Here is a 26,812-nt window from a genome sequence, read left to right as displayed (position 1 = left end):
TTCCCCGCGGCCCGCACGGCCCGGGACGCTGTCGCTCATTGCGGGGTCATGCCGCCACCGCCCATTCGGAATGGCCCTGGCCGGCCAGCCGGATCTGGCCCTTGCCGCTGCGCTTGACCGCGTACATCGCCTCGTCGGCGGCGTGCAGCAACTCGCGGCAGCCATCGTCGCCGCCGCCCAGCACCGCGCCGATGCTGGCGCCGACCGACACCTTCTCGCCGCTGTCCAGCGTGATGCGGCGCTGGATGGAGAAGAGGCAGCGCTGCAGCGTCTGCTCGACATCGGAGGGCCGCGCCACGTCGGAGAGCAGGATCGCGAACTCGTCGCCCCCCAGCCGCGCCACCACGTCGTTGCTGCGCACCAGGTCCTGCAGGCGCTGGGCGACTTCGGTCAGCACCTCGTCGCCGGCTTCGTGGCCGTGCTGGTCGTTGATCGGCTTGAAGCCGTCCAGGTCCAGGTAGCAGACCGCGAAGCCGCGGCCCGTGCGGCGCGCCGCGTTGATCGCGTCGCCGACCTTCTCCTCGAACAGGCGCCGGTTGGGCAGATTGGTCAACACGTCGCGCAGCGCCAGGTGCTGGGCCTGTTCCTCGCTGCGCTTGAGGCCGTCGATGTCGACCAGCATCCACATCGATTCGGTCTCGGACAGCACGGTGCCGTGCAGGTCGACCCAGAACTCGCCGCCGTCCTTGCGGCGCATGCGCAGCTGGGTGTGGAAGCGATCGCCCGAGCGGATCGCGGCGCTGCCGGCATCACGGACGCGGGCGTGTTCCTGCTGGCTCAGAAAGAGCAGGTGCGAGGGCTGGCCGACCAGCTCGCCGGGGCCGTAGCCGAACATGCGCTCCAGCGCCGGATTGCCCCACACGGCCTGTTCATCGCGGATCCGCACCATGCCGATCAGGTCGTTCTGCAGCATCGCGTCCTGCTCGCGCGCCAGTTGCTGCAGCGCGTCGCGGGCGCGGCGCTCGCCGCGGTGGATGCGATGGATCAGGCCCGACGCCGCCGCCACGGCCAGCGCCACCAGCGCCGCCAGGAGCGCTTGCTGCACCACCTGACCGCGCCAGCCGGCGAGGAAGTACTCGGTGCTCATGCCGGTGAACAGCGTCATGCCGTAGCCCGGCACCTTGCGGTAGGCGGTGATGCGCTCGACGCGGTCCAGCGCCGTCGGCGTGATGTAGACGCCGCGCTCCGGGTTCTGGGCGAGCGAGCGCAGCGCCTCGTCGGACAGCGCCTTCTTGCCGAAGCCCTTGGTGGAGCTGGGCTCGCTGGCGGAGAAGCGCGCCACCAGGTTCATCCCCTCCGAGCGCAGCGACACCGCGCCCGACGGGCCCAGCGCCACGCCGCTGAAGCGGTCGACGAAGTGCTGCGCCGTGACGACGGCGTAGACGATGCCGTCGAACTTGCCGTCGTGGTCGATCAGGCGGCGCGCCAGGATCACGCACCAGTGACCCTGGGTGCGGCTGTTCAGCGGCTCGGAGACGACCATGGCGTCGGTCAGCCGGGCCTGGGCGAAGTAGGCGCGGTCGCCGATGTTGAAGGGGCGCTCGCCGGGCATCAGGCCGGTGACGACGGTGCCGTTGACGTCGGCGATGCGCAGCGCCGCGACCTGCGGCAGCAGGCCGCGCTGCTCCTCCAGCAGGTGGGCCACCATCGCGGTCTGGTCGGGCGACGGCCGCGCGCTGCGGTAGCGCAGCGCGATCGTGGCGAGTGCGTTGTCGGTGTTGCGCATCTCGGCGCCGACCTCGACCGCGATGTTCTGGGCGAGGTTCTCGACCACGTCGCGGGCCCGGTCGGTGTCGGTCAGGCGCAGGTTCCACAAGCTGAGCGCCGACATCGCGACCAGCGCCGCGACCATCAGCAGGTTGCCCACCAGCAGCCACCGGGCCATGGGGCCGCGGGCGGACCAGGACAGCGCCGGCAGCGCCGGCATCGACCACCGGGGCAGCCGGGGGAGTTTCGGCAGCGAAGGCAGAGAGATGGCGAGCTTCATGGCGGGTCCTCCTTGGGGGTCCGGTCAGCCGTGGGCGGCAGCGCAAAGGTCGGCGTTCATGCCGCCATTCATGGTCACCAGGGCTGCGCCACGGCGGCACAGCTCTTGCAGATCGCTGAGCAGTTGCTCGAAATCGAAGGCCTTGTCGTAGAAGGCATCGGCGCCGCGGTGACGGCACAGGGTCGCGCAGGTGTCGGCGGCCTCTGCGCTCAGCACGAAGACGCGGCCCGCGTAATCGTGGCCGCGCAGGCGTTGCAGCACCGACAGTCCCGTGCCCTGCGCCAGCCGCAGGTCCAGCAGCACGACATCGGGCGTGGTGGCCAGCACGGCTTCCACGGCCTCGTCCTCGCCGGACGCTTGCGCGACCACGGTGATTCCGCCGAGCTTCTCGGCCCGGCGGACCAGGAGCTGGCGGACAGGAACGTGATCTTCGATGACAGCGACTTTCATGGCTGCCATGGTCTGCTTCCCGGGCCGGGCACGCCATCCAGCGGTGCCATCTCCCGATGAACGCCGGTTGCCGGAGCGCGTGTAGGGGCTTGACCTACAGCGCGGTCTCGGCCGTGGAAACCGACATCGACAAGCGCCGCGGCCGTGACAAGTTGCGCGATCCGGCGCGCCGGAGCGGCCGGGCGCCGATCAGGCCCGGGCCGCGCGCTGCACGCCGATCGGGCGCGGCAAGCCGCGTACCCATCGGCCTCCTGATTTCCCGCATGTCCGCGGCCTCGCGGGACCGGTATGGTGCGCCGGCTCACTCGCACAGAGCCGCTCGAGCGGCCATCCCACCCTTCGGGCCACGGAGACAAGAGATGACCCTGGCCTCTTCCAAGCCCCGCCGCCTCGCGCCGCGAGCCATTGCCCGCGCGGGCGCGATCGCCCTGCTGGCGGGCGCGATGGCCGCCCCGCTGTCCGGCGCCTTCGCCCAGACCACCACGCTGGGCACGCGCGGCACGCTCAGCGCGCCCAATCCCGCGATCACCGCCAACGCCACCGCGTCCTGGCCGGCTTCGGCCTATACGCGGGCGCCCGACTACCCGCGCGCGGTCACGCTGCCGCTGCAGTTCATCCGGCTGTCTTCGGGCCGGCAGCTGGCGGTGCTGGTGTCGATGCCGGCGGACTTCCTGGGCTTTCCGAAGCCGGGGCGATTCCCTGTCGTGCTGACGCAGACCGCCTATCGGATCGACGTCGGCCAGTTCCTCGGCGTCTTCACGCCGGCCGGCGGCAATACGCTGCTGATCGGCGGGCTGGACCAGTTCATGGTGCGGCGCGGCTACGTCACCGTCGCGATCGACGCGCATGGCACCGGCATGAGCGGCGGCGTCACGCAGCTCATCGGCGCCGAGGAGCAGCAGGCCTACCGCGAGGCCGTCGACTGGGTCACGCGGCAGCCCTTCTTCAATGGCCGCATCGGCGTGGCGGGCACCTCCTATCTGGGCATCAGCTCGCTGCTGACCGCGGGGCAGCAGCATCCGGCGGTGAAGGCCGCCTTCGCGCAGGTGCCGATGGGCGACGCCTTCCGCGGCGTCGCGGCCACCGGCGGCCTGTTCAACGCGCAGTTCCTCAGCACCTGGCTGCCGCTGACACAGTCGCTCAGCGTCGCGAATGCGCCGGAACTGCTGCTCAATCCCTGGTTCGCGAGCCAGATCAACGCGGCCACCGACGACCATGTCGCGGCGATCGGCGCCTGGTACGCGCCGACCTTCGACGGCTTCGTCGCCGGCACGAGCGGCATCGCGACCGATGACGGCGGCTTCTGGGCCTCGCGCTCGCCAATCGAGAGCGCCGGGAAGATCCGCGTGCCGACCTTCATCGTCGGCGCGTCGCTGGACATCTTCCAGCGCGACCAGCCGCTGCTGTACGAGCAGCTCAAGCGCAACGTGCCGGCCAAGCTGGCAATCCTGCCGGGCGCGCATCTGCAGTCGGTGCAGGCGGGCATGGGCGGCTATGGCGGCGCGCCGTCGTTCGGTCCGCCGAGCACGACCTCGCTGCTGCTGCAATGGTTCGACCAGTACCTGCAGGGACGCGAGACCGGCGCGCAGGCGCTGCCGGCGGTGACGCAGTTCGTCGATGGCTACGGCGAAGGCGCGCCGCGCTTCGCGACGGCCAGCGATTGGCCGCATCCGCGCATGGCGCCGCAGCGCTGGTATCTGCAGCCGGATGGCAGCCTCGCGGCGCGCATGCCGGCGACGGCGGCGGGCTGGACCGTGAGCGAGCCGCCCGCCCCGACGGCCGCGCGCGGCACGGCGCTGGGCACGCTGTTCACCGCGAGCGTGCAGGTGCGTGATCACAGCGACTGCTCGGCCAGCCAGGTGCAGTGGACGCTGGGGTTGGCGGGGCTGCTGCCGCGGCCCTGCTACACGGACAGCGCGCGCGTCGAGTCGCTGCAGGGCGCGGCGGTCTACGAGACCGCGCCGATGGCCCAGGACCTCTACCTGAACGGCCCGATCCAGGCGGACCTGTGGATCTCGGCGACGCGCACGCAGGCGGCGCTGTCGGTGCGTGTCGACGACGTCGATCCGGCGACCGGCGCGGTCAAGCCGCTGACGCATGGGTTGATGTCAGCGGCACACCGCGCCGTGGATCCGAGCCGCTCGCGCTTCGTCAACGGGACGATGATCCAGCCCTGGCATCCGTTCACCACGGCGGCCGCGCAGCCGGTGGTGGCGAACGAGCCGATGCTGGTGCCGGTGGAGGTCTTCCCGGTGGCGGCGCTGGTGCGCGCGGGGCACCGGCTGCGGATCGCGGTCAGCGCGAGCAACCAGGCGCAGGGCATCTGGCCGGGGCCGCAGCAGGCGCAGGCGAACGGCAATGTGACGACCATCCTGGCTGGCCCGCAGCGGCCGTCGAGCATCGTGCTGCCGGTGGTGCCGGCGAGTGAGTTGAACTGAGCGTGCGGGTCAGGCAAGGCCTGGCCCCGCGAACGTCCATCCTCACTATCGATATGCGTGGGGGGACCGGCCTACTCGAACCGGTATCCCCCGGCGATGCGCCCTTCGGAGGGAGTGAATCGCGACCGGCTCATCGTCAGACTGCAGGGCATTCGGGATGAATGTGCAGTCGAGAAAGGATGAGCGCGATGAGTGCAGTGTTGAAGGACGTGGCGGTGGACGAGGCGCTCGTGACTGACGCACCGCACGGCGACGGGTTGCCGGCCGTCCCGCCCGGCGCCTGGGGCGAAGGGGTAGCAGCCTTGGTTCATCTGTTGAGGCACCCGGAGAAAGTGCATCGCTGGCCCCTATGCGACTTGCCGGTCAACAACAAGGAAGTCGTGGACTGGGGCGCCCTCGCGCAGCAGTTGACCTCGCTCTTTGAGGAGAAGGAGATGCGCTGCATCGATGCCTACCTCATCTTGCGCTTGGCTCTGGCGGTTCTGAAGATGAAGGAGGTTCCGCTGTGCGCAGGGCCGGTGGGCGTCTGCTTCTGGCTGGACGAGTGCGGCTTCCAGAATGTGCACCTTGAACTGACCGTGGACACGGACAGCTATCGCGCCCTGAAGCTGAGCGAGGACTTGTGGCGGCTCAAGAGCGCCTGCCATGCCGGGCGCGCTGGATTCAGCGTGAGCTATGAGTCCGTCCATCCCTACGATCCCGCGCATTGGCCGCCGAGGCCAGACCGGGAGCAGGGGGACGATGAAGATGGCGATGACGAGGAGTGAACCGCCATGCACATCACCGCCAAGCTGCTCCGGCGCGATGCCGAGGATCAAGCCCGGAATGCCACGACGGAGGTCCGGCGCCGCTCAGCCGTCTCCCGGGCCTATTACGCGTCGTATCACCGCTGTCAGCGATGGGAGGCGCTCCTTCCCTACAAGAGCACCTGCCGGCCACGGGGCGGAACCCACGCGCAATTGATCGATCGGTTGAGCGAGCCAAATCCGTTCTGCGGCAAGGCGCTCATGGATCGGTCCGAGGCACTGGGTGAACTGCTCGCCAAATTGCGCCATCTCAGGGTGATCGCGGACTACCGCTTGGAGCACGAGATTGACCGCAAGGTCATGGAGAGCCAAATCGATCGCTTGAAGCAGGTGTTCGAGAAGTGCGCCGACCCGGACACCTGACTTTCCGCATTGGCCTATGCTTGCCTGGCCCGGCCGCCGCTTCGCGGCCGGATCGACTTGCACATGGATGGTCTTATGCGCCACAGCTTCTCCCGCTCCTCCCTTTTCTCCGCCACGATGGCCATCACTGCGGCGCTGGCGGGCTTCGCCGCCGCGCCGGCGCGCGCCGACAGCATCGCGACCTCCGCCTCGAGCGCCGGTTCGGTCTCCTCGCGCCAGCTGTCCGACTCGATCGGCCAATCCAGCGACAGCTCCAGCCGTGACCGCAAGGTCGCCGAGGGTGAGTACAAGGTCCTTGCCGTCGAGGACGCGGCCGGCCGCCCCGACACCACCCGCCTGCGCCTGGAGCCGGTGCGCGCCGAAGGCGGCACCGAGTTCTTCCTTTACGTCCCCAAGCAGGCCGTCGCCGGCCAGCCGCTGCGGGTCGGCGACCGCGTGCTGGCGCGCCAGCGCGACTACGGCTACGAGTTCGCGCGCGCCGAGAACCAGCAGGCCTTCCTGCTGGCGCTGCGCGACGACTGGCATCGCGAACTTGAGTCGCATCCGGTGACCTTGTGATCGGCTGGAAGGCGGCGGCGCTGATCGCGGCGCTCGCCGCCGCACCGCGGGTCCACGCCGGACAGTTCTGCGACCGCCCCGCGGACCTCAGCGCCACCGACCAGGATCGGCAGCTGCAGGTCGTCGCGATGGCACGCCGCGCGCTCGAAGCGAGCGGCGCCTCGGCGGCGCTGGTCTCGCGATCGGGCACGGACCTGAGCCGCTTCCAGCTGCTGTACTCGCACGCCGGCCTCGCGCTGAAGGACAGCCGAAATGGCCCCTGGTCGGTGCGGCAGCTCTACTACGCCTGCAACGAGTCGCGCGCCAGGCTCTATGACCAGGGCCTCGCCGGCTTCTTGCTGAGCGCCGGCAACACCGCGCCGATCCGGCTGTCGATCGTCACGCTGCCCGATGAGGACGGCGCGCGGCTCGCGCAGCGCGCGCTGGACAACCGGCTCGCGCTCGCGTTGCTCTCGCCGCGTTACAGCGCGAGCGCCTTCGCCTTCAGCACCCGCTATCAGAACTGCAACCAATGGGTCGCGGAGCTGATGGGTTTCGCCTGGGCGCCAGCCGCCGAGGCGCATGAGCTCGACGCGCCTTCGCGCGCGCGGGCGCAGCGCTGGCTGAGTGAACTTGGCTACGACCCGGCACCAGTGGTGGTGCGTTCCCACGCGGTCATGTTCGCGGCCCAGTTCGTGCCGCTGATCCACACCGACGATCACCCGCTCGACGACCTTTATGCGATGCGGCTGCGCGTCTCCACGCCGCCGGCGCTCGAGGCCTTCGCGCACCGGCTCGCGCCGCGCGCGCAGCGCATCGAGTTCTGCGCCTTTGCCCGCGAGGTCGTCGTGCGCCGCGGCTGGACACCGCTGGATGCCGACTGCCGCCCCTCGGGCAGCGACGAGGTCCTCCCGCTGGCCTCCTGACCGCGAGCCGGATGTAAGACCTGTTTCAGGGGACGTCCCCCCGAACGCTCATCATCAAAGCTTCATCGCCAGCCCCCTACCCTCCGGGCACCTCACGTTGTTCCGACGCGATCATCACGCCGCTCGCACGCGCGCAGGCGGCCGCCCGGAACGTTTCACTCGTCCGATGGAGAGTCCCGCATGAAGCTGCTTCGCACCGCTGTCCTTGCCACCGTCGCCGCCTGCGCGCTGACGACGGGCGCCTGCGCCCACGACTGGCAACACCCGCCGCGCGCCAAGGCGCCGCTGCTGATCGCCCATCGAGGCGCCAGCGGCTATGTGCCGGAGCACACGCTGGCCGCGTACTGGCTGGCGATCGAGCAAGGCGCCGATTACGTCGAGCCGGACCTTGTGCTGACGAAGGACGGCGTGCTGGTGGCACGCCACGAGAACGCGATCGCGATCCTGAGTCCTGACGGTTCGGTCCGCGAGGCGACGACCGACGTGGCGGAGCGTCCGGAGTTCGCGTCCCGCAAGGCCACGAAGACGATAGATGGCGTCGCGATCACCGGCTGGTTCACCGAGGATTTCACGCTCGCCGAGCTCAAGACGCTGCGCGCCCGTGAGCGCATCCCGCAGATCCGTCCGGCCAACGCGCGCTTCAACGACATGTTCGAGATTCCCACCTTCGAGGAGGTCCTGCGGCTGGTCCAGCAGGCCAACGCGCGGCGGGAGCAGGAGGCCCGCGAGTCAAGGGACGGGAAGGACGTCAAGGAGGGTCCATGGGGCCATGGCCGCAGGCTCAAGCCCATCGGCGTGTATCCGGAGACCAAGCACCCGAGCTATTTCGCCGGCATCGGCAAGCCGCTGGAGGAACCGCTGGTGCGGCTGCTCAACAAGTACGGTTACCGCGGCCCGGACGCCCCGGTGTTCATCCAGTCCTTCGAGGTCGGCAACCTGCGCAAGCTGAACCGCATGACGCGCGTGCCGCTGGTGCAGTTGCTCAACGGCTCGGGCCAGCCCTATGACTTCACGCTCAGCGGGGACAAGCGAAGCTACGCCGACCTGGCCAAGCCGGCCGGCCTGGCCGAGATCGCCAGCTACGCGCAGGGCATCGGCGCGAACACGAACCTGATGATCCCGCTGGTGGCGGGCCGTCTGGGCACGCCGACGACGCTGGTGAAGGACGCGCACGCGGCGGGGCTGGTCGTGCATGGCTGGACCTTCCGCGCGGAGAACAACTTCCTGCCCGACGAGTTCGATAGCAGTGCCGACCCCGCCGCGATCGGCAACCTGGCCGGACAGATCGAGGCCTTCCTGAAACTCGGCATGGACGGCCTGTTCAGCGACCAGTCCTTCCTGGCGCGCAAGGCGATCGATGCGTCTGTGAAGCGCTGATCCGGCGCGTTGGATTCCGGCGATGGGGAGGTCTGACTGCTTCGCTAGACTCCTCCCCATTCGTCTGGAGTCTTCCGCATGACCGCCTCCGCGCCGCTGCTGCTGCCCCCGCCCGAGCTCAAGGGCGTCGACCACGTGGTCGCCGACCCGCTGCGCTTCAAGGCCAAGCTCGCCATCGGCGAGGCCGCCTACGCCTCGCTGCGCATGATCAACCGCGGCCGCGAGGTCTGGGACGTCCTGGGCGCCGCGGGCGCCGGCGCCGCCGTCGCCAAGACCGGCATGGTGGCATCGCTGCTCGGCGCCTCCGCCACGCCGATCGGCTGGGTCGCGCTCGCCGCCCTCGCCTCCGGCGGCGCCTGCTACGGCATGTACCGGCTGCTCAGCTCGACCAAGGGCGAGCGCGTCATCGAGATCCCCAAATACCTCAACACCCCGCTCGACACCCTGGGCCTGGCGCTGTTCGACCTGATCGCGCCCTTGTCGCTGCGGCTCGCGGCCGTCGACGGCGCCGTCGAGCCCGCTGAGCGCCAGTACCTGATCGATCACCTGATCGCCGACTGGGGCCTCGATCGCGGCTTCGTCGAGCAATCGGTCGCCGCCGTCGAGGCACGGCTGGGCGGCAGCGAGCTCGAGGCGATGGCCGCCGAGGGCGCCGAGTTCCTGCACCTGAACCCCGACTGCAACCACGCCACCATCGCCAAGGAGCTGGGCGTCTTCATGCGCGGCATGCTGGAGGCCGGCGGCCCGCTGACGCCCGCGGAGACCGAGGCGCTCGACACCGTCGTGCGCCTGCTCGCGACCGCGCCCGCGGGCGAGCTGTCCCGGCGCTGGAACCAGACCGTGACGATGGCCGGCGGCGCGGCCGGCCAGGTGAAGACGGTGCTGGCCGACGCGGCCGACTGGACGCAGCAGCGGCTGCCCGCCATCGATCAGGTGCGGGCCCAGGCCGGTGAGGCCGCCGTCCAGGCCGCGGACGCCGCGAAGAAGGCCGCCACCTGGACGCAGGAACGCCTGCCCAGCGCGGATCAGGTCCGCAGCACCACCGCCGACGCAGCCGCGAAGGCGATGAGCGCGGCGAAGAAGGGCCTGGCCTGGGCCAAGGACCTCACCACGCGCGCCACCGACGCCGCAGGCGTCGACCGGCTGCTGCGCCGCGACGATCCGCCGTCGAAGTCCTGATCAGTTGTTGATCACGGCATCGCGTAGTCGCGCTGCGTGACCAGGTCGATGCCGCACTTCAGTGTCCCGACCCAGTCGATGAACTGCCCCACCGCGGCGCCCACCAGCGGCGCGCCGTGCTGCGGCACGATCATCCGGATCGGCAGCGGGCGAACCATCTCCGCCCACAGCTTCAGCACCTTGCCGCTGACCATGTAGCGCCGGTGGAAGGCCGCCATCGATGCGATGTGCGGGCCGAGTTCCGAAATCGGCTGCCCCGGGTCGACGCCGATCGACACGCCCAGGTCGCCCGAGAACAGGATGCCGCTCGCCGCGTCCCAGAACTGGAAGTTGCCCTCCGAGTGCATGAAGTGCGCCGGCAGCGCCACCAGCTCGCTCGCGCCGATGGCGATGCGCATGCCGCGGTCCGGGATGCCGATGACGCGGCCCGCCGTCTTGCCCGGCTTGCAGAAATGCGGGACGAAGCGCTCCCAGATCGTCGAGATGTAGACCGGCGCCGCGGTCGCCGTCATCCACCGGTCCAGCGACGCGATGATGTCCGGATCGGCATGCGAGGCCAGGATCGCCGACAGCCGGTGCGGCGGGAAGCAGCTCGTCATGCCGATGTAGAGGTCGTTGTAGGCCAGGTTGCCGCCCGGGTCGATGACGGCGCCGGTGTGGCCGTCCACGATCAGGAACTGGTTGGCCTGCACGCCATCGTCATGGCCGAAGTCGCTGAACATCAGGCACCGATGCCCGCCTTCGTTGAAGAGTTCCATCGGCATCGCCGCTCCCTTGATCACGCTGGATCCTTGTGAAAAGCGGGCGACGATAGGACGCGGCCAAGCCGTTTCGCGCGCGGACTGCACCAGCGCGGACACGGCCTTGACGAATCGCAAGGCGAGGCGCGCTGGCGCACCGCGTCCGCGTCAATCGATGTCGGACAGCTGGCGCTTGCGGATCAGCGTCAGCCCGATCAGCCGCGACACGACGGCGGCCAGGTACATGACGCCGACGAACATCTCGATCGTGGTCATCGCCCGCGCCAGCGGCCGCACCGGGATCACGTCCCCGATGCCGGTGCTCGACAGCAGCGCGAAGCTCAGGAACATCAGCTCGGTCCAGCTGCGCGGCGCCTGGGGATCGACCGCCGCGGCGAAGCTGCCCGGCTGGATCGACTGCACCACCACGAACGCGTGCGCGAAGCCCCAGGCCAGCAGCGTGAAGGTTGCGCCGGCGGCGAAGAGCTCGTCCGTGGTGGCGTGCCAGTCGCTCATCATGTAGGCGATCAGGCTGGCGGCCGCGTAGAAGTAGAACAGCGCCTCCAGCGCCGAGGACCAGGGCAGCAACGCGTGCATGCCGAGGAAGGCCTGCAGCAGGAGCATCACGATCGCGGGCAGCGCGATGGTGACGCTGATCCAGGTCAGGCCCGGCGTGCTGCGCACCATGCGCGTGGTGAAGACCAGCACGGCGATGCCGAAGGCCCCCAGCGCCAGCGGCGCCCAGCGGCTGGTCTCGAGCAGCGGGTAGAGCACCAGGCCCAGCAGCTGCACCACCAGCAGGATGGCGGAAGGATGACGGCGCGTCAGCGCCAGGACTCGGAGCGGATGCATCGGCGCATTCTCTCCGCGCGGCGGCGGTGGCGCCGCTCAGCGCCGGCCGAGGTTCATCAGCGCCGTGCCCGCGATGGCCATGGTGCCGCCCACCAGCAGCGAGGCGTCGACGACCTCGCCCAGCCACATCGCCGAGAACACGACGCCGAACACCGGCACCAGCGTGATGTAGCCGGCGGCGGCGCCCGCGCCCAGCGCCTTCACGCCGTCGAAGTACCAGGCGTAGGCGAGCGCCGTCGAGCCGACGGTGATGCCGGCCATGCAGAGCCAGGCGTTGCGCGGCGCGGCCAGCACGCCGGCGACCCCGGCGGCGCCGTCGACCGCCAGCGTCAGCGCCGCCAGCATCAGCGCGCCGATCGCGGCGGTGATGGCGGTGGTGGTCAGCGCGTCGACGCCGGCCATCACCTTGCGGCCGATCAGCGTGTACGCGACCCAGCAGGCGACGCAGCCCAGCAGCAGCAACTCGCCGATGCCGACGCGGCCGTCGAAGACATGCCACGGCTCGCCCTTGGTGATCACGACCGCGGCGCCAATGGCGGCCAGCGCCATGCCCAGGCCGATGCGCTTGTTCAGACGCTCATGGAAGATCCACGCCGCGAGCAGCAGCGTGATGACCGGATTCAGCGTGATCACCAGCGCGCCCTTGCCAGCGGGCACATGCTTGAGACCGCTCATGAAGAAGGTCGCGTAGCCGAAGACGCCGAAGCTGGCGGCCAGCACCATGCCGGCCCAGCGGCTCGCGCTCCAGTGGCGCAGCGCCGCCAGGCGGCCGGTGCTGCCCAGCCAGATCATCAGGATCGCCCCGGCGATCAGGAAGCGGCAGGCCGCGGCGGCCAACGGCGGCATGGACTGCGCCAGCACCCGTCCCCAGGGCCAGGACGCGCCCCACAGCACCGCCATGCCGACCAGGCGCAGGTGCGTGGAGAAATGCGAGGGGGCGTGGGTCATCGGGGCGGCGCTCATGGAGGGAGACTATCGCGGCTCCAGGCGGCGCGGCGGGCGATGCCCGCCCGCGCCGCTCGGACGTGGCCGCTCAATGCGGATAGGCCATCCGCTTCTCCATCCACTTCTGCACCTGCTCGAAGGCGAAGCTCAGCAGCCAGTAGATCGCCGCGGCGGCCATGTAGAGCGGAAAGGGCTGGAAGGTGGTGGAGATCACCTCCTTGGTGGCGAGCATCAACTCGGTCACCGCGATCACCGACACCAGCGAGGTGTCCTTGATCAGCGAGATCAGGCTGTTGGACAGGCTGGGCACGGCGGCGCGCAAGGCCTGCGGACCGATCACGTAGCGCAGCGTCTGGTGGCGGTTCAGGCCGAGCGAGGTGCCCGCCAGCCACTGGCCCTGCTCGATCGCGCCGATCGCGCCACGCAGGGTCTCGCTCATGTAGGCGGCGACGTTCAGCGTCAGCGTCAGCACGCCGGCAACCAGCGGGGAGAACTCGATGCCGATGCTCGGGAGACCGTAGTAGACGATGAAGACCTGCACCAGCAGCGGCGTGCCGCGCATCGCGCTGACGTAGATGGCCATCAGCTTGTCCAGGATCGGCAGGCGAAGGACACGCACCAGCGTGATCAGGCCCGCCAGAGGCAACCCGAAGATCATCGCCATCACCGCGAAAAGCAAGGTGTAGCCGGTGCCCTTGAGCAGCACCGGCCAGGCCAGCTCGGCCAGGGAAAGCAACGACGGGATGTCCATGGAGTTCTTGGGAGAGACGCGCCTCGCGGCGGAAGTGGCGATGTTGCCATCTTCTCCTCTCCCTCTTCGCTCCCCCTCTTGAACTCCCTCGCCCGCTTGCGGGAGAGGGGGGTGAGGGCTCGTCGCACGCCACCACCGCCGTACTTCGACGCCCCCCTCTCCCCTGCCCTCTCCCCGCGCACGCGGGGCGAGGGAGTTCATGCGGGCTAGCCAGCGATGAGCGCGTCGGTGAACCGGAGGAGTGCCGTCAGTAGGCCAATGCCGTCGCCTTGCCCTTGAAGACGCTGTATGAAAACAGGCTGTAGGCCAGGATCACCGGCATCGTGAGGACCGCGCCGATCAGCAGGAAGCGCAGCGACTCGTCCGCCGCGGCAGCCTGCCACAGCGTGATCCGGTCGATGACGACGAACGGATAGAGGCTGTACGAGAGGCCGAAGAAGCTCAGCGTGAGCACGACCCCCATCAGCGCCAGCGGCGCCCAGCAGAGCTTGCCCAGCACGCGATGCGAGTTCAGCAGCCCGCGCAGCGCCGCCAGCGCCAGCAAGGCCATCAGCGGCAGCGGCGCCAGCGCGATGATCCCCGGCATGTCGAACCAGCGCGCCCGCACCGTGGCGCTCATCCACGGCGACGCGATCGACACCAGCGCCAGCCCGGCCACGACCGCTGGCCACGCCCGCTTGGCCCACACGGCCGCGCGCCGCTGCAGCTCGCCCTCGGTCTTGATCAGCAGCCAGCCCGCGCCCAGCAGCACATAGCAAGCGGTCAGCGCCAGCGCGATGCCGCCGGCAAAGACCAGCGCCCCCGCGCGATCGTCGAAGCCGGTGACGTACCGTCCCAGCATCCACCCCTGCGTGAGCGACGCCAGCGCCGATCCGGCCGCGAAGGCGCAGTCCCAGCCGCGCTTGTGCGCGGGGTTGCCCTTGGCGCGGAAATCGAAGGCCGCGCCGCGCAGGATCAGCCCCAGCAGCATCAGCGCCACCGGCGCGTAGAGCGCCGTCAGCACCACGCCCTGCGCCTTCGGGAAGGCGATCAGCAGCAGGCCCACGGCCAGCACCAGCCAGGTCTCGTTGGCATCCCAGAAGGGGCCGATGGACGCGATCATCCGGTCACGATCCCCCCCGCGCACCGCCGCGGACAGCATCCCGACGCCCAGGTCGTAGCCATCCAGCACGACGTAGATCAGCAGGGATAGCCCCATCAGAGCCATGAAGATCACAGGCAGCGCGCTGCCTTGCGCAGCGTTCAAGGCGGGCAGCGTGTTCATGCGAAGGTCCTCGAAATCACGGGGGCTGGATCCCGCGCCGATGCGGGCGATGCGGGCGACGCGAGCGCTGCTGGCGATGCGGGCGCGAGCGGGGCGCTCTTCTCCGCCATCCGCTTGATGGCGGCGATGTAGGCGATGAGCAGCGCGAGGTAAACCGTGGCGTAGCCCGCCAGCGACGCGGCGATCATCGAGCCCGGGTTGCGCGCCGCGACCTCGCTGGTGCGCAGCAGGCCGTAGACGATGAAGGGCTGCCGGCCGATCTCGGTGACGTACCAGCCGGCGACCGTCGCGATCCAGCCGGAGAAGCTCATCAGCGCCAGGCCCCACAGCCACGCGCGCGGCAGGCGCAGCCAGCCCGAGCGGCGGTACAGCCACCAGCCGCCCCAGGCGAAGACCAGCATCAGCATGCCCACGCCCACCATCACGCGAAAGCCGAAGAACAGCGGCTTGACCGGCGGATGCGCGCCTTCGAATGCATCCAGGCCGCGGATCTCGCCCGCGGCGTCGTGCTTGAGGATGAGGCTGGCCAGGCGCGGAATGCCGATGGCGAGCCGGTTCTCCCTGGCCTGCTCGTCGGGCAGCGCGAACAGCAGCAGCGGCGCGCCGCGCTCGGTGGTCCACACGCCCTCCATCGCGGCGATCTTGGCCGGCTGGTGCTGGAGCGTGTTCAGGCCATGCAGGTCACCGGCGGCGATCTGCAGCGGGATCAGCACCGCGCCGATCGTGAGCCCCAGCCGCATCACGCGCCGGGTCTCCGGCCGCGTCGCGCCCTTGAGCATCTGCCAGGCGCTGACACCGCTGAGCAGGAAGGCGACCGTCAGCCCCGAGGCGAGCAGCTTGTGGGCCAGGCGGTAAGGGAATGACGGGTTGAAGATCACCGCCCACCAATCGACGGCATGCACGACGCCATCGCGGATCTCGTAGCCGGCCGGCGTCTGCATCCAGGAGTTGAGGCTGAGGATCCAGAACGCGCTCAGCGTCGTGCCGAAGGCGACCGTCGCGGTGGCGATGAGGTGGACGCGCGGGCTGACCCGCTCGCGGCCGAACAGCATGATCCCGAGGAAACCCGCCTCCAGGAAGAAGGCGGTGAGCACCTCGTAGCCGAGCAGCGGGCCGGCGATGTTGCCGGCGCGTTCCATGAAGCCGGGCCAGTTCGTGCCGAACTGGAAACTCATCGTCACGCCGCTCACGACGCCGAGCGCGAAGCTCAGCGCGAAGACTTTCGTCCAGAACTGGTAGGCGGCGACCCACGCGGACTCGCCGGTGCGCCGCCAGCGCCAGAGCATGAAGAGCACGACCCAGCCCAGCGCGATCGTGATCGTCGGGAACAGGATGTGGAAGGTGATGTTGAGCGCGAACTGCATGCGCGCGAGGATCAGCGGGTCCATGGGCTCGAAGTGTTCTCAACTTCGCGCCAGCGCGGAAGGGACAGATCGTCCTAGGACAGAACGCCCTAGGACAAATTGCCCCGCATCACCATCCTCCGTCGCCTTCGCGATGCGGCTCGAAGCGCTCCAGCAGGAAGTCCACCAGCGCGCGCGTCTTCGCGGCGAGTTGCGCGCGCGGCGGATAGACGAGATGGATGTCCGCCGGCGCCAGCTCCCACTCCGCCAGCACCGGCCGCAGCCGCCCTGAGCGCAGCATCGGCGCCGCTTCCCACAGCGAGCGCATCAACACGCCGTGTCCATCCAGGCCCCAGGCGAGCACGCTCTCGCCGTCATTCGCCGCCAGCGGCCCCCGCACCTTGACCGTCTCCTTGCGCGCGCCTTGCCGCAGGTGCCAGGTCCCGAAGGTCTCGCCGCTCTCGCGGATGAACAGACAGGCATGCCGCGCCAGCTCGCGCGGCGACGCCGGCTCGCCCGCCCGCTTCAGATACGCCGGCGACGCGCACAGCACGCGCCGGTTGCGCGCCAGCAGCCGCGCGGTCAGGCGCGCGTCGGGCGGCTCGCCGACATGCACCTCCAGATCGATCCCCTGCTCGATCAGATTCACCGGCCGATCGGTGAGCTCCAACTGCAGCTCCACCTCGGGAAACCGGCGCGCGAACCTGGACAGCGCCGGCGCGATGTGCCTGCGCCCGAAGCCGAAGCTGGCCGCGATCCGCAGCAGGCCTTTCGGCGCCGCGCGGCTCCCCGCCACGGTGCGCTCCAGGGCCTCGAGCTCCTCCAGCACGCGCGCCCCGTCCACGAGATAGGTCTCCCCCTCCGGCGTCAGCCCGATGCGCCGGGTCGTGCGCTGCAGCAGCCGCACGCCAAGCCGGCGCTCGATCGCCGCCAGCCGCTTGCTGACCGCCGGCGGCGTGACGCCGAGCTGCTGGGCCGCCGCCGCCAGGCTGCCCTGCTTCACCAGCAGCGCGAAGAAGGCCAGATCCGAGAAGCCGTCCATTGATGATCCTCAGGAACGAAAGAACTGCCAATCTGGAAATTATGTGCGCCGGATTCACTTCCAGAATCAGGTTCAACGCGGACCGCCGGTCTTCGACGCCCGATCCCGCCCCTGGAGACCGCATGCCCCCTTCCCCCGCCATGAGCGCCCCGGCCCCGTCCGCCTTCGCCGGACTGCCCGAGGCCATTGCCGGCCGCGGCGCGCTCGATGCGCTGTTCCCCGGCTTTCGCCACTTCCGCGTCGCGACCGCCGACGGCGTGCACATCGAGGCCACCGTCGGCGGCTCGGGCCCGCCGCTGCTCCTGCTGCACGGCCATCCGCAGACGCGCGCGATCTGGCACAAGGCCGCGCCCGCGCTGGCCGCCCACTTCACCGTGATCGCGGCGGACCTGCGCGGCTACGGCGACTCGTCCAAGCCCGAGAGCGGCGGCGATCACGCGGCCTACAGCAAGCGCGCGATGGCAGCCGACGTGCTGACCGTGATGCGAGCGCTGGGACATGCGCGCTTCGACGTGCTCGCGCATGACCGCGGCGCGCGCGTCGCGCACCGGCTCGCGATGGACGCGCCCCACGCCGTGCGCCGTCTGGCGCTGCTCGACATCGCGCCGACGCTGGCCATGTACGAAGGCGCCAACGACGCCTTCGCGCGCGCCTACTGGCACTGGTTCTTCCTGATCCAGCCCGCGCCGCTGCCCGAGCGGCTGATCGAGGCCGACCCGGGCGCCTACCTGCGCGACGTGATGGGCCGCCGCAGCGCGGGGCTGGCGCCCTTCGACCCGATGGCGCTGGCCGAATACCAGCGCTGCCTGGCGCTGCCGGGCACCGCGCGCGGCATCTGCGGCGACTACCGCGCCAGCGCCGGCATCGATCTCGATCACGACCGCGAGGACCGCGCCGCCCACCGCGCGCTGACGATGCCGCTGCTGGCGCTGTGGGGCGAGCAGGGGGTCGTGCATCGCTGCTTCGATCCGCTCGCGCTGTGGCGCCGTGTCGCCGCGGACGTTCGCGGCCAGGCCCTGCCCTGCGGCCACTACATCCCCGAGGAGGCCCCGGCACTGCTGCTCGAGCACGTGCTGCCCTTCCTCACCGCCCCGCAGCGCCAGGAAGGCCAGCCATGACCGCCTCGCCCCCGCACGCCGAACGCCCGGACACCGCGCCGCGCACGCTCTATCGCAAGCTCGTCGACAGCCACACCGTGGCCACGCTGGACGCGCAGAACGTGCTGCTGTTCTGCGACCTGCACCTGATGAACGAGTACACCAGCCCACAGGCCTTCACCGGCCTGCACGAGCAGGGCCGCGGCGTCGCGATGCCGGGCCAGAACGTGGCGGTGGTGAGCCACATCATCCCGACCCATCCGGTCGCGCCGCAGCTGCGCGTGATCGCCGACCCGCCCTCGGCGCTGCAGGCCACCAACCTCAAGGCCAACTGCGACCGGCATCGCATCCGCCTGTTCGACACCACCGACGCGCTGCAGGGCATCGAGCACGTCGTCGCGCCCGAGCACGGGATGATCCGGCCCGGCATGGTCGTGATCTGCGGCGACAGCCACACGACGACCTATGGCGCGCTGGGCGCGCTGGGTTTCGGCATCGGCACCACCGAGGTCGAGCATGTGCTCGCGACGCAGACGCTGATCTACCGCGTCGCGAAGGACATGCGCATCCATGTCGACGGCACGCTGCCTGCGGGCACCACGGCCAAGGACCTGGTGCTGGCGATCATCGGCCGCATCGGCGCGCAGGGCGCGCGCGGCTATGTGGTCGAGTTCCGCGGCACGGCGATCGACGCGCTGTCGGTCGAGGCGCGCTTCACGCTGTGCAACATGGCGGTCGAGGCCGGCGCGCGCGGCGCGCTGATCGCGCCGGACGACACGGCGATCGCGTACGTGCTCGCCCGCTGCCCCGGTCTGGCCGGCGTCTGGCGCGAGCCCGCCCTCGCCCACTGGCGGACGCTGCGCAGCGATGAGGGCGCGGTGTTCGACATCGAGCACCGCTTCGATGCCGCCGATGTCGCGCCCCAGGTCACCTGGGGCACCAGCCCCGACCAGGTCGCGCCGATCGATGCGCGCGTGCCCGATCCGGCCGCCATGAACGACGGCCCGGTCCGCGCGAGCGCCGAGCGCGCGCTGCGCTACGCGCGGCTGGACGCTGGCGCCGCGCTGGAGGGCACGCCGATCCAGCACGTGTTCATCGGCTCCTGCACCAACGGCCGCATCGAGGACCTGCGCGCCGCCGCCGCCGTGCTGCGCGGCCGCCGCGTCGCGCCGGGCGTGCGCGCGATGGTGGTGCCGGGCTCCGGCGCCGTGCGCGCGATGGCCGAGGCCGAAGGCCTGGACCGCGTGTTCCTAGACGCCGGGCTCGAATGGCGCCAGCCGGGCTGCTCGATGTGTCTGGCGATGAACGACGACGTGCTCGCCGACGGCGTGCGCTGCGCCTCGACGACCAACCGCAACTTCGAAGGCCGCCAGGGCCGCGGCGCGATCACGCATCTGATGAGCCCCGCGATGGCCGCCGCCGCCGCGGTGACCGGCCGCCTCACCGACGTGCGCCGCCTGGCGCCGCCACCCGACCAGGAGCATCCGCGATGAATCCCGTCCGTCACGTGGAAGGCCGCAGCGCCGCGCTGAGGCTGGAGAACCTCGACACCGACCAGATCATGCCCAAGCAGTTCCTGCGCGGCATCGACAAGCGCGGCCTGCGCGACGGGCTGCTGCATGACCTGCGCTTCGACGCCGAGGGCCGCGAGCGGCCGGACTTCGTGCTGAACCAGCCGGCCTATGCCGGCGCCTCGGTGCTGATCGGCGGCAACAACTTCGGCTGCGGCTCCAGCCGCGAGCACGCGGTGTGGGGACTGCAGCAGGCCGGCATCCGCGCCGTGGTCGCACCGGGCTTCGGCGAGATCTTCTATTCGAATGCGATGGGGAACGGGCTGCTGCTGGTCGCGCTGCCGGAAGCGGACGTCCGCCGGCTGATGGACGAGGCCGATGCGGCGCCGGACAACGTCGTCAGCATCGATGTCGCCGCGCTCACGCTGCGCAGCGCGGGCGGCATCCACGCGCGCTTCGAGATGCTGCCGCGCCATCAGCGCATGCTGCTCGACGGGCTCGATGCGATCGGGCTGTCGATGACCTACCGGGATCGCATCGAGTCCTTCGCGCGCGCCCACTGGGCCGCGCAGCCGTGGCTCAAGGACGTGGCGCGCGCCTGATCACGCCGCGGACCTCATGCGGGGAAGGGCAGGCTGCGCAGCCGCTTGCCCGTCAGCGCCGCCACGGCGTTCGCGATCGCCGGCGCGATCGGCGGGACGCCGCATTCGCCCATGCCGGTGGGCGGATCGGCCGAAGGCACGATGAACACGGCCACCTGCGGCGCGTCCAGATGGATGGGCACGCGGTAGTCGTTCCAGTTGCCCTGCTCGACCTCACCGTTCTTCAAGGTGATCGCCGCGCCCGGCAGCGTCATGCCCAGGCCCATCACCAGCGCGCCCTGCACCTGGGCCTCGATGGTGCGCGGGTTGATGGCGAGGTTGCAGTGCACGCCCGCCGTGACCCGGTGCAGCACCGGACGCCCGTCCTTCATCGACACCTCCGCCACGTAGGCCACCACGGTGTTGAAGGACTCGTGCACCGCCACGCCCCAGGCGCGGCCCTTGGCCAGCTTCGTCTTGCCATAGCCCGACCGCTCGACCGCCAGATCCAGCGCCGCGATGTGCCGCTCATGCTTGGCGAGCAGCTTGCGGCGGTACGCCACCGGGTCCTGCCTGCCGGCGCGCGCGAGCTCGTCGACCAGCGTCTCCATGACGAAGGCCGTATGCGTATGCCCGACCGAGCGCCACCACAGCACCGGCACGTTGACCTTCGGGTGATGGACCTCGAGCGCGATCGGGAAGGGATAGGCGCTCTCGGCGACGCCTTCGGTCATCGTCGTGTCGGCGCCGTTCTTCACCGTGAAGCCCTCGAAGGGCGTGCCCATCGTGATCGACTGGCCGACGATCACATGCTTCCATGCAACGACGTTGCCCTGCCGGTCATGCGCGATCTCGACGCGGTGCAGGTGCGACGGCCGGTAGTAGCCGCCGCGCACGTCGTCCTCGCGCGACCAGATCATCTTGATCGGACCGCTCTTGCCTGCCGCATGCCGCGCCTTGGCGACCTGGGCAGCCTCGACGAGGTAGTCCGACGTCGGCGTCGCGCGCCGGCCGAAGCCGCCGCCCGCCGTCATCGTGTTCAGCGTCACCTGCTCCGGCTTGAGCCCGAGCACGCCCGCCACCTGCGCCTGATCGACGGTCTGGAACTGCGAGCCCACCCACACCGTGCAGCGGTCGCCGCGGAAGTCGATGCTGCAGTTCAGCGGCTCCATCGGTGTGTGGGCCAGATAGGGGAAGGTGTACTCCGCCGAGATCCGGCCCAGGCCCGGCCTGGCCGCATCGAGCGCGGAGGTGTCCGCCTTCTCGACCACGATGCCGGGCGTGCGCGCGAGCGCGCGGTACTGCTCGAGTTGCGCGGCGCTGTCGACGCGCTCCACCCCGGCCAGGTCCCAGTCGACCTTGACCAGCTCGCGCGCCTTGCGCGCCGGCCAGAAGCCGTTCGCGACGATGGCCAGCCCCACCGCGCCGCCGCTGAGCGGCACCTGGATCACCTCTTCGACACCGGGAACGGCCAGCGCCGGCGCCGGATCGAAGCGCGCGACGCGGCCGCCGAAGACCGGCGGATGGACCATGACGACGGTGCGCAGGCCCGGCAGCTTCAGGTCGATGCCGAAGTCCTGCCGGCCGCTGGACTTGGCCCGCGCATCGAGCCGGCTCACCGGCTTGCCGATCAGCTTGAACTGCGCCGGCGTCTTCAGGACGACGCCGCTGGGCACCGGCTCGGCGAACGCGGCCTGGGCCAGCACGCCGTAGCCCAGCCGCCGGCCATCTGGCGCGATCACGCTGCCCGACTCGGTGCGCAGCTGCGCGGCCGGCGCGTTCAACTGCTTCGAGGCGGCGCCCACCAGCATCGCGCGCATGCGGGCGCCGATCTCGCGGTACTGCTGCCACGAGCCCTTCATGCTGGTGGAGCCTCCCACCATCTGGATGTGGAAGAACGGATCCTTGTAGGCCTCGCCGGCGGGCGCGAGCTCGCAGCGCACCTTGCTCCAGTCGGCGTCCATCTCCTCGGCGACCAGCATGGGCAGCGCGGTCTGCACGCCCTGGCCGAAGTCGATCTTGCCGATGGTGACCGTGACGATGCCGTCGGCGTCGATGGCGACGAAGGCCGACGGCTGCTGGAAGGGCTTGAGCGGCTCCGGCGCGCCGGGGCCGCTGCCGCCCTGCGTCGCGTCCTGCGCACTGCCGCCGGCCGCGTACAGCGCGAAGCCCGACGCCAGGCTCATCTTCAGGAAGACGCGGCGGCCGAGGCCGCCGGGCGCTGCCGCGGCGGACTCCTCGAGCGCCGCGGGCAGCGCGCCGTTCAGGTACTGGAACATGGGTCGCATGACAGGCTCCTTCAGGCGAGCGCCAGCGCGGCGTCCTTGACGGCGGCATGGATCCGCACGTAGGTGCCGCAGCGGCAGAGGTTGGCGCTCATGGCGGCGTCGATGTCGGCGTCGCTGGGCTTGGGATTGGCCGACAGCAGCGCGACGGCGGCCATGATCTGGCCGCTCTGGCAGTAGCCGCATTGCACGACGTCGTGCTTGACCCAGGCCTCCTGCACCGCCTGGCCGATGCGATCGCCGCCGACCGCCTCGATGGTGGTGATCTGCTGGCCGGCGACGGACTCGATCGGCGTGACGCAGGCGCGGCGCTGCTGGCCGTCGATGTGCACGGTGCAGGCGCCGCAGACCGCGATGCCGCAGCCGAACTTGGTGCCGGTCATGCCCAGCGTGTCCCGCAGGACCCACAGCACCGGGGTGTCGCCCGGCACGTCGACCTGTTGCGGTTGGCCATTCAGGCGGAACGAGATCATGGCTGGCTCCTCGAAGCGGTGTGGTCGTTGTTGGCGGCGAGCGCGCGCAGGTGGTCGACGACCTCGCGCGTCGCGTCCGCCTTCGTCGTGCCGATGGACCGGCGCAGCGGCTCCGTGGCGTCGCAGGGCGCGCCGTTGCGGATCCAGGCGCGAACCTGCTCGTCGAAGGCCGTCTTGTCCAGCGGCGGCAGCGTGCGCCCCGGCCCCGGCTGCCAGCCCCAGGCGACGAGGTGGTCCGTCACCATGTGCTGCTCGAGCATCGCCAGCGAGCGCTTGCCGTTGGTCTCCGGTTCACGCAGGACCTTGCACAGCGCCGCGCCCTTGAGGCCGATCCACGACATCTTCATGTGCTCGGGCGGCATGTGCCAGCCGGGGCGGCCGTCCGTGTCCAGGCCCGGCGGCACGTGCGGCAGCGGGCTGTTGGCGGTCGAGTGGCAGGTCGCGCACTGCAGCGGCGCGACGCCCTTGCCATCGGCCCCGCGCTGCACCGGCGGGTAGTGCACGCGGCTGAAGTCGCCCTGCAGCGGAGCGTTGGGAACGTGACAGTTCAGACATCGCGGATGGAGCAGCACGCGCTCCATCTGCGCGAAGGCGGCCAGGCCTGCCTGCCGGTCCGGTGTCGCTGAAATCGGGGTCGGCTGGAAGCCACCGCCGCTGTTGCTGCTGTCCCCGGTGCCGGCGGCATGAGCCGGCGCAAGCGCGGCCAGCAGGCCCAGCGCCGCCGTGCAGGCGATCGCGCACGGCGATGGCCACGAGACTGCCGATGCGAAACGCACATCCATGTCGACCTCCTGTCCGCTGCGTCGGACGCTCCGCAGTCTAGAAAGGCGGGCGGCGGCGCGGCTTGCCTGATCCGACGGGAGGCTTGCACGATGCTGCGCGCCGCGAGCAGGCGCGCCCCGGGTGAAGGCCTCCGTCCGCGGCGGGGATCGACGGCGCAGGCAGGGGCATCAGCGGGAGCCAACGAGAGCGCCAACGAGAACGTCAGCGAGAACGTCAGCGAGGGCGCGAGAAGCGCCGGGCCCCGGCGACGCAGCCGATCACGGCGACGGTGACCGCGAGCATCGCCGGACTCACCGCTTCCCGCAACAGGCCCGCCGCGAGGGCGAGGCCGAACAGCGGCTGCAGCAGTTGCAATTGGCCGACGGCTGCGATACCGCCTTGCGCGAGGCCGCGGTACCAGAACACGAAGCCGATCAGCATGCTGAACAGCGACACGTAACCGAGCCCGGCCCAGGCCGCCGCGCCGACGCCTGCGACGCTGGCGGGCAGCCGCCACAGCGCGAGTCCCAGCATGAACGGCAGCGCCAGCGCCAGCGCCCAGCAGATCACCTGCCAGCCGCCGAGCGCGCGCGACAGCTTGGCGCCTTCCGCGTAACCCAGCCCGCACACGGCGATGGCCGCGAGCATCAGCAGGTCGCCGGCGGGCGCGGCGCTCAGGCCCTGGGCGGCGGCGAAGGCGACGACCAGCAGGCTGCCCAGCAGCGAGCAGGCCCAGAACGCGGGACGCGGGCGTTCGCCGCCGCGCAGCACGCCGAAGGCGGCGGTGGACAGCGGCAGCAGGCCGATGAAGACGATGGAATGCGCCGAGGTCACATGCCGCAGCGCCAGCGCCGTGAGCAGCGGAAAGCCGATGACGACGCCGATCGCGACGATGACCAGTGGCCAGGCCTGCGCGCGCGTGGGCCGCGGCGCGCGCAGCGCGGCCAGCGCCAGCAGCGCGAGTGCGCCGGCGATGGACGCGCGCGCGGCGGTGAGGAAGAGGGGATCGAAGTCGGCCACGGCCACGCGCGTGGCCGGCAGCGAGCCGCTGAAGATCAGCACGCCGATGAATCCATTCAGCCAGCCTCGCGTTGCGGTGTCCATGAGCGCCCTGCCTCGATGCGATGAAAGCGGTCAGCCTATCCGGCTCCATCAATACAATCAAAAAATTGTCATGGGTACACGGAGGGGACGATGGCGGAGCCCAGGTACAAGGCCGTGGTGGACCAGTTGGCGCAGGACATCCGCGCCGGCGCGATCGCGGCCGGCACGCGGCTGCCGACGCACCGCGAACTCGCCCAGCGCGAGGGCATCGCGCTGGTGACCGCGACGCGGGTGTACGCGGAGCTGCGGACGATGGGACTGATCAGCGGCGAGACCGGCCGCGGCACCTTCGTGAAGGAGACGGCGCTGGCGCCGGGACAGGGCGTGGACCTGGATGCGGTGGCGGCGGACATGGTCGACCTCAGCTTCAACTACCCGTCGCTGCCCGGCCAGGCCGAATTGCTGCGTGGCGCGCTGCGGCAGCTCGCCGGCGCCGGCGACCTCGAGGCCTTGCTGCGCTACCAGCCGCATGGCGGCCGGCTCGCCGACCGCGCGGCGATCGCGCGCCACTTGGTGCGCCGCGGGCTCTCGGTCGAGGCGGAGCGGGTGATGATCGTCGACGGCGCCCAGCATGGGTTGGCTGTCACGCTGATGGCGCTGCTGGAGCCAGGCGACGTCGTCGCCGTGGACGCGCTGACCTATCCGGGCTTCCGGCTCGTGGCGGAGATGCAGCGGCTCGAACTCGTGGCGGTGCCCGCGGCTGGCGCGGGGCCCGACCTCGGCGCGCTGGAGACGCTGTGCCGGCGCCGCCGGGTGAAGGCGATCTACACGATGCCCACGCTGAACAACCCGCTCGGATGGGTGATGGCGGCGACGCGGCGGCGCGAGCTGGTGGCGATCGCGCGGCGGCACGGCCTGCTGATCGTCGAGGACGGCGCCTATGCCTACCTCGCGAAGGATCCGCCCCCGCCGCTGGCGATGCTGGCGCCGGAGCGCACCGTGTATGTGTCGGGCTTCTCGAAGAGCGTCGCGGCGGGGCTGCGGGTCGGCTTCGCGGTGGCGCCGCCGGACCAGGTCCGCGCGATGGCGCGCGCGATCCGCGCCACGACCTGGAACACGCCCGGCGTGATGACCGCGATCACCGCGGGCTGGCTGGAGGACGGCACGGTCGCGCGCCTGGAGGACGAGAAGCGCGCCGACGCGACGCGGCGGCAGCGGCTGGCGGCGGAGCGGCTGGGGCCGATCAAGCGGATCGGGCACCCGTCCTCGTACTTCGTGTGGCTGCCGCTGGGCGAGGCCGTGCGCGCGGATCAGGTGGCGATGGCGCTGCAGCGCGAGCGCGTGTCGGTATCGACGGCCGAGCCCTTCGCGGCCGGCCGCCAGGTGCCGCATGCGATCCGGCTGGCGCTCGGTTCGGTGGAGATCGGCCGGCTGCGCAGCGCGCTGGACCTCGTCCGCGCGGCGATCGAGGCACGGACTTTCTGAGCCGCGCGGCTGGCGGGTGGCTGGCGGGCGGCTTCAGCCGATGCTCAGCAGCGCGCCGCGGCCGCTGGCGGCGGTGGCGCGGTAGAAGCCGGCCAGCGCCGGGAAGTAATGGAGCAGGTAGTCGAGCGCTTCCTCGCCGTCGCGGACCCAGATGTCGGGATAGATGTCGGCGGCGGCCATGGCCTCGGGGTCGAAGGCCTGGCGGAGCTGGTCCTCGGTGATGGTCGCGAGCGCATCGGCGATCTCGCGGACCTTCGCAGCGTCGAGCACGCGCACGTCCTCGTCCTCGCTGACCGGATCACCGCCGAGCACGGCTTGCGCCAGCGGCGCGTCCTCGCCCGCGCCGGCGGCTTCGGCGATCGCGCTCAGCAGGAAGTGCAGGCCGTGCCAGGCCTTGTCCACGTCCACGATGCCGAGATCGGCCGGATCCTCGATCTCCTCTTCCTCGTCATACAGGCGCTCGATCGCCTCGGGGTCGTCGCGCAGCGACTGCGCGGTGTCCTCGTCGATCGGTCGGAAGCTGGCGTACAGGCCCATGAGGCTCTCCCTGATGGCGGTGGGGGTCGAAGGGAAA

25 protein-coding genes are annotated in these 26,812 nt (G+C 70.8%); 11 read left to right on the top strand and 14 right to left on the bottom strand.

Annotated elements, in window-relative coordinates; genetic code table 11:
* Positions 1-46: 46 nt before the first annotated feature.
* On the bottom strand, positions 47-1,987 hold the full coding sequence (locus ABDW61_RS18040; protein WP_343640612.1) for a diguanylate cyclase: 1,941 nt from the start codon (positions 1,985-1,987) through the stop codon (positions 47-49).
* A 24-nt stretch (positions 1,988-2,011) separates the two neighbouring features.
* The gene (locus ABDW61_RS18035) at positions 2,012-2,437 is read right to left on the bottom strand and encodes a response regulator transcription factor (protein ID WP_343640610.1); all 426 of its coding nucleotides are present in this window, start codon (positions 2,435-2,437) and stop codon (positions 2,012-2,014) included.
* 359 nt (positions 2,438-2,796) lie between these two features.
* Between ABDW61_RS18035 and ABDW61_RS18030 the strand changes: the two genes are divergently transcribed.
* The 7 genes from ABDW61_RS18030 (at position 2,797) to ABDW61_RS18000 (ending at position 10,063) form a co-directional block, all read left to right on the top strand.
* On the top strand, positions 2,797-4,875 hold the full coding sequence (locus ABDW61_RS18030; protein ID WP_343640608.1) for a CocE/NonD family hydrolase: 2,079 nt from the start codon (positions 2,797-2,799) through the stop codon (positions 4,873-4,875).
* A 179-nt stretch (positions 4,876-5,054) separates the two neighbouring features.
* A complete protein-coding gene (locus tag ABDW61_RS18025; RefSeq protein WP_343640607.1) occupies positions 5,055-5,642 on the top strand; it encodes a hypothetical protein in 588 nt (195 codons plus the stop codon).
* 6 nt (positions 5,643-5,648) lie between these two features.
* Positions 5,649-6,044: a hypothetical protein gene (locus ABDW61_RS18020; RefSeq protein ID WP_343640605.1), complete on the top strand. Its 396-nt coding sequence runs from the start codon at positions 5,649-5,651 to the stop codon at positions 6,042-6,044.
* A 75-nt stretch (positions 6,045-6,119) separates the two neighbouring features.
* The gene (locus ABDW61_RS18015) at positions 6,120-6,602 is read left to right on the top strand and encodes a hypothetical protein (RefSeq protein ID WP_343640603.1); all 483 of its coding nucleotides are present in this window, start codon (positions 6,120-6,122) and stop codon (positions 6,600-6,602) included.
* Positions 6,599-7,507 carry a DUF2145 domain-containing protein gene (locus ABDW61_RS18010; RefSeq protein ID WP_343640602.1) on the top strand — a complete coding sequence of 303 codons (909 nt, stop codon included), beginning with the start codon at positions 6,599-6,601 and terminating at the stop codon, positions 7,505-7,507. The genes ABDW61_RS18015 and ABDW61_RS18010 overlap by 4 nt, the downstream gene beginning before the upstream one ends.
* A gap of 180 nt (positions 7,508-7,687) precedes the next feature.
* Positions 7,688-8,884: a glycerophosphodiester phosphodiesterase gene (locus tag ABDW61_RS18005; RefSeq protein ID WP_343640601.1), complete on the top strand. Its 1,197-nt coding sequence runs from the start codon at positions 7,688-7,690 to the stop codon at positions 8,882-8,884.
* Between the two features lie 78 nt (positions 8,885-8,962).
* Positions 8,963-10,063 (top strand): hypothetical protein, encoded by a 1,101-nt coding sequence (locus tag ABDW61_RS18000; protein WP_343640599.1) that lies wholly within the window; start codon positions 8,963-8,965, stop codon positions 10,061-10,063.
* An 11-nt stretch (positions 10,064-10,074) separates the two neighbouring features.
* Here ABDW61_RS18000 and ABDW61_RS17995 read toward each other — a convergent pair whose 3' ends face one another.
* The 7 genes from ABDW61_RS17995 to ABDW61_RS17965 form a co-directional block, all read right to left on the bottom strand.
* Complete coding sequence (locus ABDW61_RS17995) at positions 10,075-10,827, bottom strand: MBL fold metallo-hydrolase (RefSeq protein WP_343640713.1); 753 nt, start codon at positions 10,825-10,827, stop codon at positions 10,075-10,077.
* Between the two features lie 144 nt (positions 10,828-10,971).
* Positions 10,972-11,655, bottom strand: a complete 684-nt coding sequence (locus ABDW61_RS17990) for an ion channel (protein ID WP_343640597.1) — start codon at positions 11,653-11,655, stop codon at positions 10,972-10,974.
* Positions 11,656-11,691: 36 nt separating this feature from the next.
* Positions 11,692-12,603: a DMT family transporter gene (locus ABDW61_RS17985; protein WP_343640595.1), complete on the bottom strand. Its 912-nt coding sequence runs from the start codon at positions 12,601-12,603 to the stop codon at positions 11,692-11,694.
* Between the two features lie 85 nt (positions 12,604-12,688).
* Positions 12,689-13,351, bottom strand: coding sequence for an amino acid ABC transporter permease (locus tag ABDW61_RS17980; protein ID WP_343640593.1), 663 nt, complete (start codon positions 13,349-13,351; stop codon positions 12,689-12,691).
* A gap of 247 nt (positions 13,352-13,598) precedes the next feature.
* Positions 13,599-14,615, bottom strand: coding sequence for a cytochrome d ubiquinol oxidase subunit II (locus tag ABDW61_RS17975; protein ID WP_343640591.1), 1,017 nt, complete (start codon positions 14,613-14,615; stop codon positions 13,599-13,601).
* Positions 14,612-16,003 carry a cytochrome ubiquinol oxidase subunit I gene (locus ABDW61_RS17970; RefSeq protein ID WP_343640590.1) on the bottom strand — a complete coding sequence of 464 codons (1,392 nt, stop codon included), beginning with the start codon at positions 16,001-16,003 and terminating at the stop codon, positions 14,612-14,614. The genes ABDW61_RS17975 and ABDW61_RS17970 overlap by 4 nt, the downstream gene beginning before the upstream one ends.
* Positions 16,004-16,088: 85 nt before the next feature.
* The gene (locus ABDW61_RS17965; protein ID WP_343640589.1) at positions 16,089-17,000 is read right to left on the bottom strand and encodes a LysR substrate-binding domain-containing protein; all 912 of its coding nucleotides are present in this window, start codon (positions 16,998-17,000) and stop codon (positions 16,089-16,091) included.
* A 122-nt stretch (positions 17,001-17,122) separates the two neighbouring features.
* On the opposite strand from ABDW61_RS17965, the gene ABDW61_RS17960 reads away from it, so the two are divergent.
* From ABDW61_RS17960 to leuD, 3 genes are read left to right on the top strand one after another with little or no spacing between them, the layout of a single operon-like run.
* Entirely contained in the window at positions 17,123-18,118 is a 996-nt protein-coding gene (locus tag ABDW61_RS17960) for an alpha/beta hydrolase (protein WP_343640587.1), read from the top strand.
* Entirely contained in the window at positions 18,115-19,590 is a 1,476-nt protein-coding gene (leuC, locus tag ABDW61_RS17955) for a 3-isopropylmalate dehydratase large subunit (RefSeq protein ID WP_343640585.1), read from the top strand. Before ABDW61_RS17960 ends, leuC begins: the two co-directional genes overlap by 4 nt.
* Positions 19,587-20,210: a 3-isopropylmalate dehydratase small subunit gene (leuD, locus tag ABDW61_RS17950; protein ID WP_343640583.1), complete on the top strand. Its 624-nt coding sequence runs from the start codon at positions 19,587-19,589 to the stop codon at positions 20,208-20,210. The genes leuC and leuD overlap by 4 nt, the downstream gene beginning before the upstream one ends.
* A 14-nt stretch (positions 20,211-20,224) precedes the next feature.
* Here the strand turns inward: leuD and ABDW61_RS17945 are convergent, their stop codons facing one another.
* From ABDW61_RS17945 to ABDW61_RS17930, 4 genes are all read right to left on the bottom strand, one after another.
* Positions 20,225-22,468, bottom strand: coding sequence for a xanthine dehydrogenase family protein molybdopterin-binding subunit (locus ABDW61_RS17945; protein ID WP_343640711.1), 2,244 nt, complete (start codon positions 22,466-22,468; stop codon positions 20,225-20,227).
* A 20-nt stretch (positions 22,469-22,488) separates the two neighbouring features.
* Complete coding sequence (locus tag ABDW61_RS17940; RefSeq protein WP_343640582.1) at positions 22,489-22,947, bottom strand: (2Fe-2S)-binding protein; 459 nt, start codon at positions 22,945-22,947, stop codon at positions 22,489-22,491.
* Positions 22,944-23,729 carry a hypothetical protein gene (locus tag ABDW61_RS17935; RefSeq protein ID WP_343640581.1) on the bottom strand — a complete coding sequence of 262 codons (786 nt, stop codon included), beginning with the start codon at positions 23,727-23,729 and terminating at the stop codon, positions 22,944-22,946. The genes ABDW61_RS17940 and ABDW61_RS17935 overlap by 4 nt, the downstream gene beginning before the upstream one ends.
* 214 nt (positions 23,730-23,943) lie before the next feature.
* Positions 23,944-24,813 (bottom strand): DMT family transporter, encoded by an 870-nt coding sequence (locus ABDW61_RS17930; RefSeq protein ID WP_343640579.1) that lies wholly within the window; start codon positions 24,811-24,813, stop codon positions 23,944-23,946.
* Positions 24,814-24,903: 90 nt separating this feature from the next.
* Between ABDW61_RS17930 and ABDW61_RS17925 the strand changes: the two genes are divergently transcribed.
* On the top strand, positions 24,904-26,238 hold the full coding sequence (locus ABDW61_RS17925; RefSeq protein ID WP_343640578.1) for a PLP-dependent aminotransferase family protein: 1,335 nt from the start codon (positions 24,904-24,906) through the stop codon (positions 26,236-26,238).
* Positions 26,239-26,271: 33 nt separating this feature from the next.
* On the opposite strand, the gene ABDW61_RS17920 is transcribed toward ABDW61_RS17925, so the two are convergent.
* Positions 26,272-26,775: a YfbM family protein gene (locus tag ABDW61_RS17920; protein ID WP_343640577.1), complete on the bottom strand. Its 504-nt coding sequence runs from the start codon at positions 26,773-26,775 to the stop codon at positions 26,272-26,274.
* Positions 26,776-26,812: the final 37 nt, after the last annotated feature.

The sequence above is a fragment of the Roseateles sp. genome, from assembly GCF_039595595.1.
In the GTDB taxonomy this organism is placed as follows: domain Bacteria; phylum Pseudomonadota; class Gammaproteobacteria; order Burkholderiales; family Burkholderiaceae_C; genus Roseateles.
This window is presented reverse-complemented; position numbering and strand designations above follow the sequence as displayed.

What these genes read in the sequence shown, in the direction of transcription:
- ABDW61_RS18030 (WP_343640608.1), top strand. Translation starts at nt 2,797, where the DNA reads ATGACCCTGGCCTCTTCCAAGCCCCGCCGCCTCGCGCCGCGAGCCATT.
- ABDW61_RS17975 (WP_343640591.1), bottom strand. Translation starts at nt 14,615, where the DNA reads ATGAACACGCTGCCCGCCTTGAACGCTGCGCAAGGCAGCGCGCTGCCT.
- ABDW61_RS18025 (WP_343640607.1), top strand. Translation starts at nt 5,055, where the DNA reads ATGAGCGCGATGAGTGCAGTGTTGAAGGACGTGGCGGTGGACGAGGCG.
- ABDW61_RS17925 (WP_343640578.1), top strand. Translation starts at nt 24,904, where the DNA reads ATGGCGGAGCCCAGGTACAAGGCCGTGGTGGACCAGTTGGCGCAGGAC.
- ABDW61_RS18035 (WP_343640610.1), bottom strand. Translation starts at nt 2,437, where the DNA reads ATGAAAGTCGCTGTCATCGAAGATCACGTTCCTGTCCGCCAGCTCCTG.
- ABDW61_RS17940 (WP_343640582.1), bottom strand. Translation starts at nt 22,947, where the DNA reads ATGATCTCGTTCCGCCTGAATGGCCAACCGCAACAGGTCGACGTGCCG.
- ABDW61_RS17970 (WP_343640590.1), bottom strand. Translation starts at nt 16,003, where the DNA reads ATGGACCCGCTGATCCTCGCGCGCATGCAGTTCGCGCTCAACATCACC.
- ABDW61_RS17990 (WP_343640597.1), bottom strand. Translation starts at nt 11,655, where the DNA reads ATGCATCCGCTCCGAGTCCTGGCGCTGACGCGCCGTCATCCTTCCGCC.
- ABDW61_RS18005 (WP_343640601.1), top strand. Translation starts at nt 7,688, where the DNA reads ATGAAGCTGCTTCGCACCGCTGTCCTTGCCACCGTCGCCGCCTGCGCG.
- ABDW61_RS18000 (WP_343640599.1), top strand. Translation starts at nt 8,963, where the DNA reads ATGACCGCCTCCGCGCCGCTGCTGCTGCCCCCGCCCGAGCTCAAGGGC.
- ABDW61_RS17985 (WP_343640595.1), bottom strand. Translation starts at nt 12,603, where the DNA reads ATGACCCACGCCCCCTCGCATTTCTCCACGCACCTGCGCCTGGTCGGC.
- ABDW61_RS17980 (WP_343640593.1), bottom strand. Translation starts at nt 13,351, where the DNA reads ATGGACATCCCGTCGTTGCTTTCCCTGGCCGAGCTGGCCTGGCCGGTG.
- ABDW61_RS17935 (WP_343640581.1), bottom strand. Translation starts at nt 23,729, where the DNA reads ATGGATGTGCGTTTCGCATCGGCAGTCTCGTGGCCATCGCCGTGCGCG.
- leuD (WP_343640583.1), top strand. Translation starts at nt 19,587, where the DNA reads ATGAATCCCGTCCGTCACGTGGAAGGCCGCAGCGCCGCGCTGAGGCTG.
- ABDW61_RS18020 (WP_343640605.1), top strand. Translation starts at nt 5,649, where the DNA reads ATGCACATCACCGCCAAGCTGCTCCGGCGCGATGCCGAGGATCAAGCC.
- ABDW61_RS18040 (WP_343640612.1), bottom strand. Translation starts at nt 1,987, where the DNA reads ATGAAGCTCGCCATCTCTCTGCCTTCGCTGCCGAAACTCCCCCGGCTG.
- ABDW61_RS17965 (WP_343640589.1), bottom strand. Translation starts at nt 17,000, where the DNA reads ATGGACGGCTTCTCGGATCTGGCCTTCTTCGCGCTGCTGGTGAAGCAG.
- ABDW61_RS17960 (WP_343640587.1), top strand. Translation starts at nt 17,123, where the DNA reads ATGCCCCCTTCCCCCGCCATGAGCGCCCCGGCCCCGTCCGCCTTCGCC.
- ABDW61_RS18015 (WP_343640603.1), top strand. Translation starts at nt 6,120, where the DNA reads ATGCGCCACAGCTTCTCCCGCTCCTCCCTTTTCTCCGCCACGATGGCC.
- leuC (WP_343640585.1), top strand. Translation starts at nt 18,115, where the DNA reads ATGACCGCCTCGCCCCCGCACGCCGAACGCCCGGACACCGCGCCGCGC.
- ABDW61_RS17995 (WP_343640713.1), bottom strand. Translation starts at nt 10,827, where the DNA reads ATGCCGATGGAACTCTTCAACGAAGGCGGGCATCGGTGCCTGATGTTC.
- ABDW61_RS17920 (WP_343640577.1), bottom strand. Translation starts at nt 26,775, where the DNA reads ATGGGCCTGTACGCCAGCTTCCGACCGATCGACGAGGACACCGCGCAG.
- ABDW61_RS17930 (WP_343640579.1), bottom strand. Translation starts at nt 24,813, where the DNA reads ATGGACACCGCAACGCGAGGCTGGCTGAATGGATTCATCGGCGTGCTG.
- ABDW61_RS17945 (WP_343640711.1), bottom strand. Translation starts at nt 22,468, where the DNA reads ATGTTCCAGTACCTGAACGGCGCGCTGCCCGCGGCGCTCGAGGAGTCC.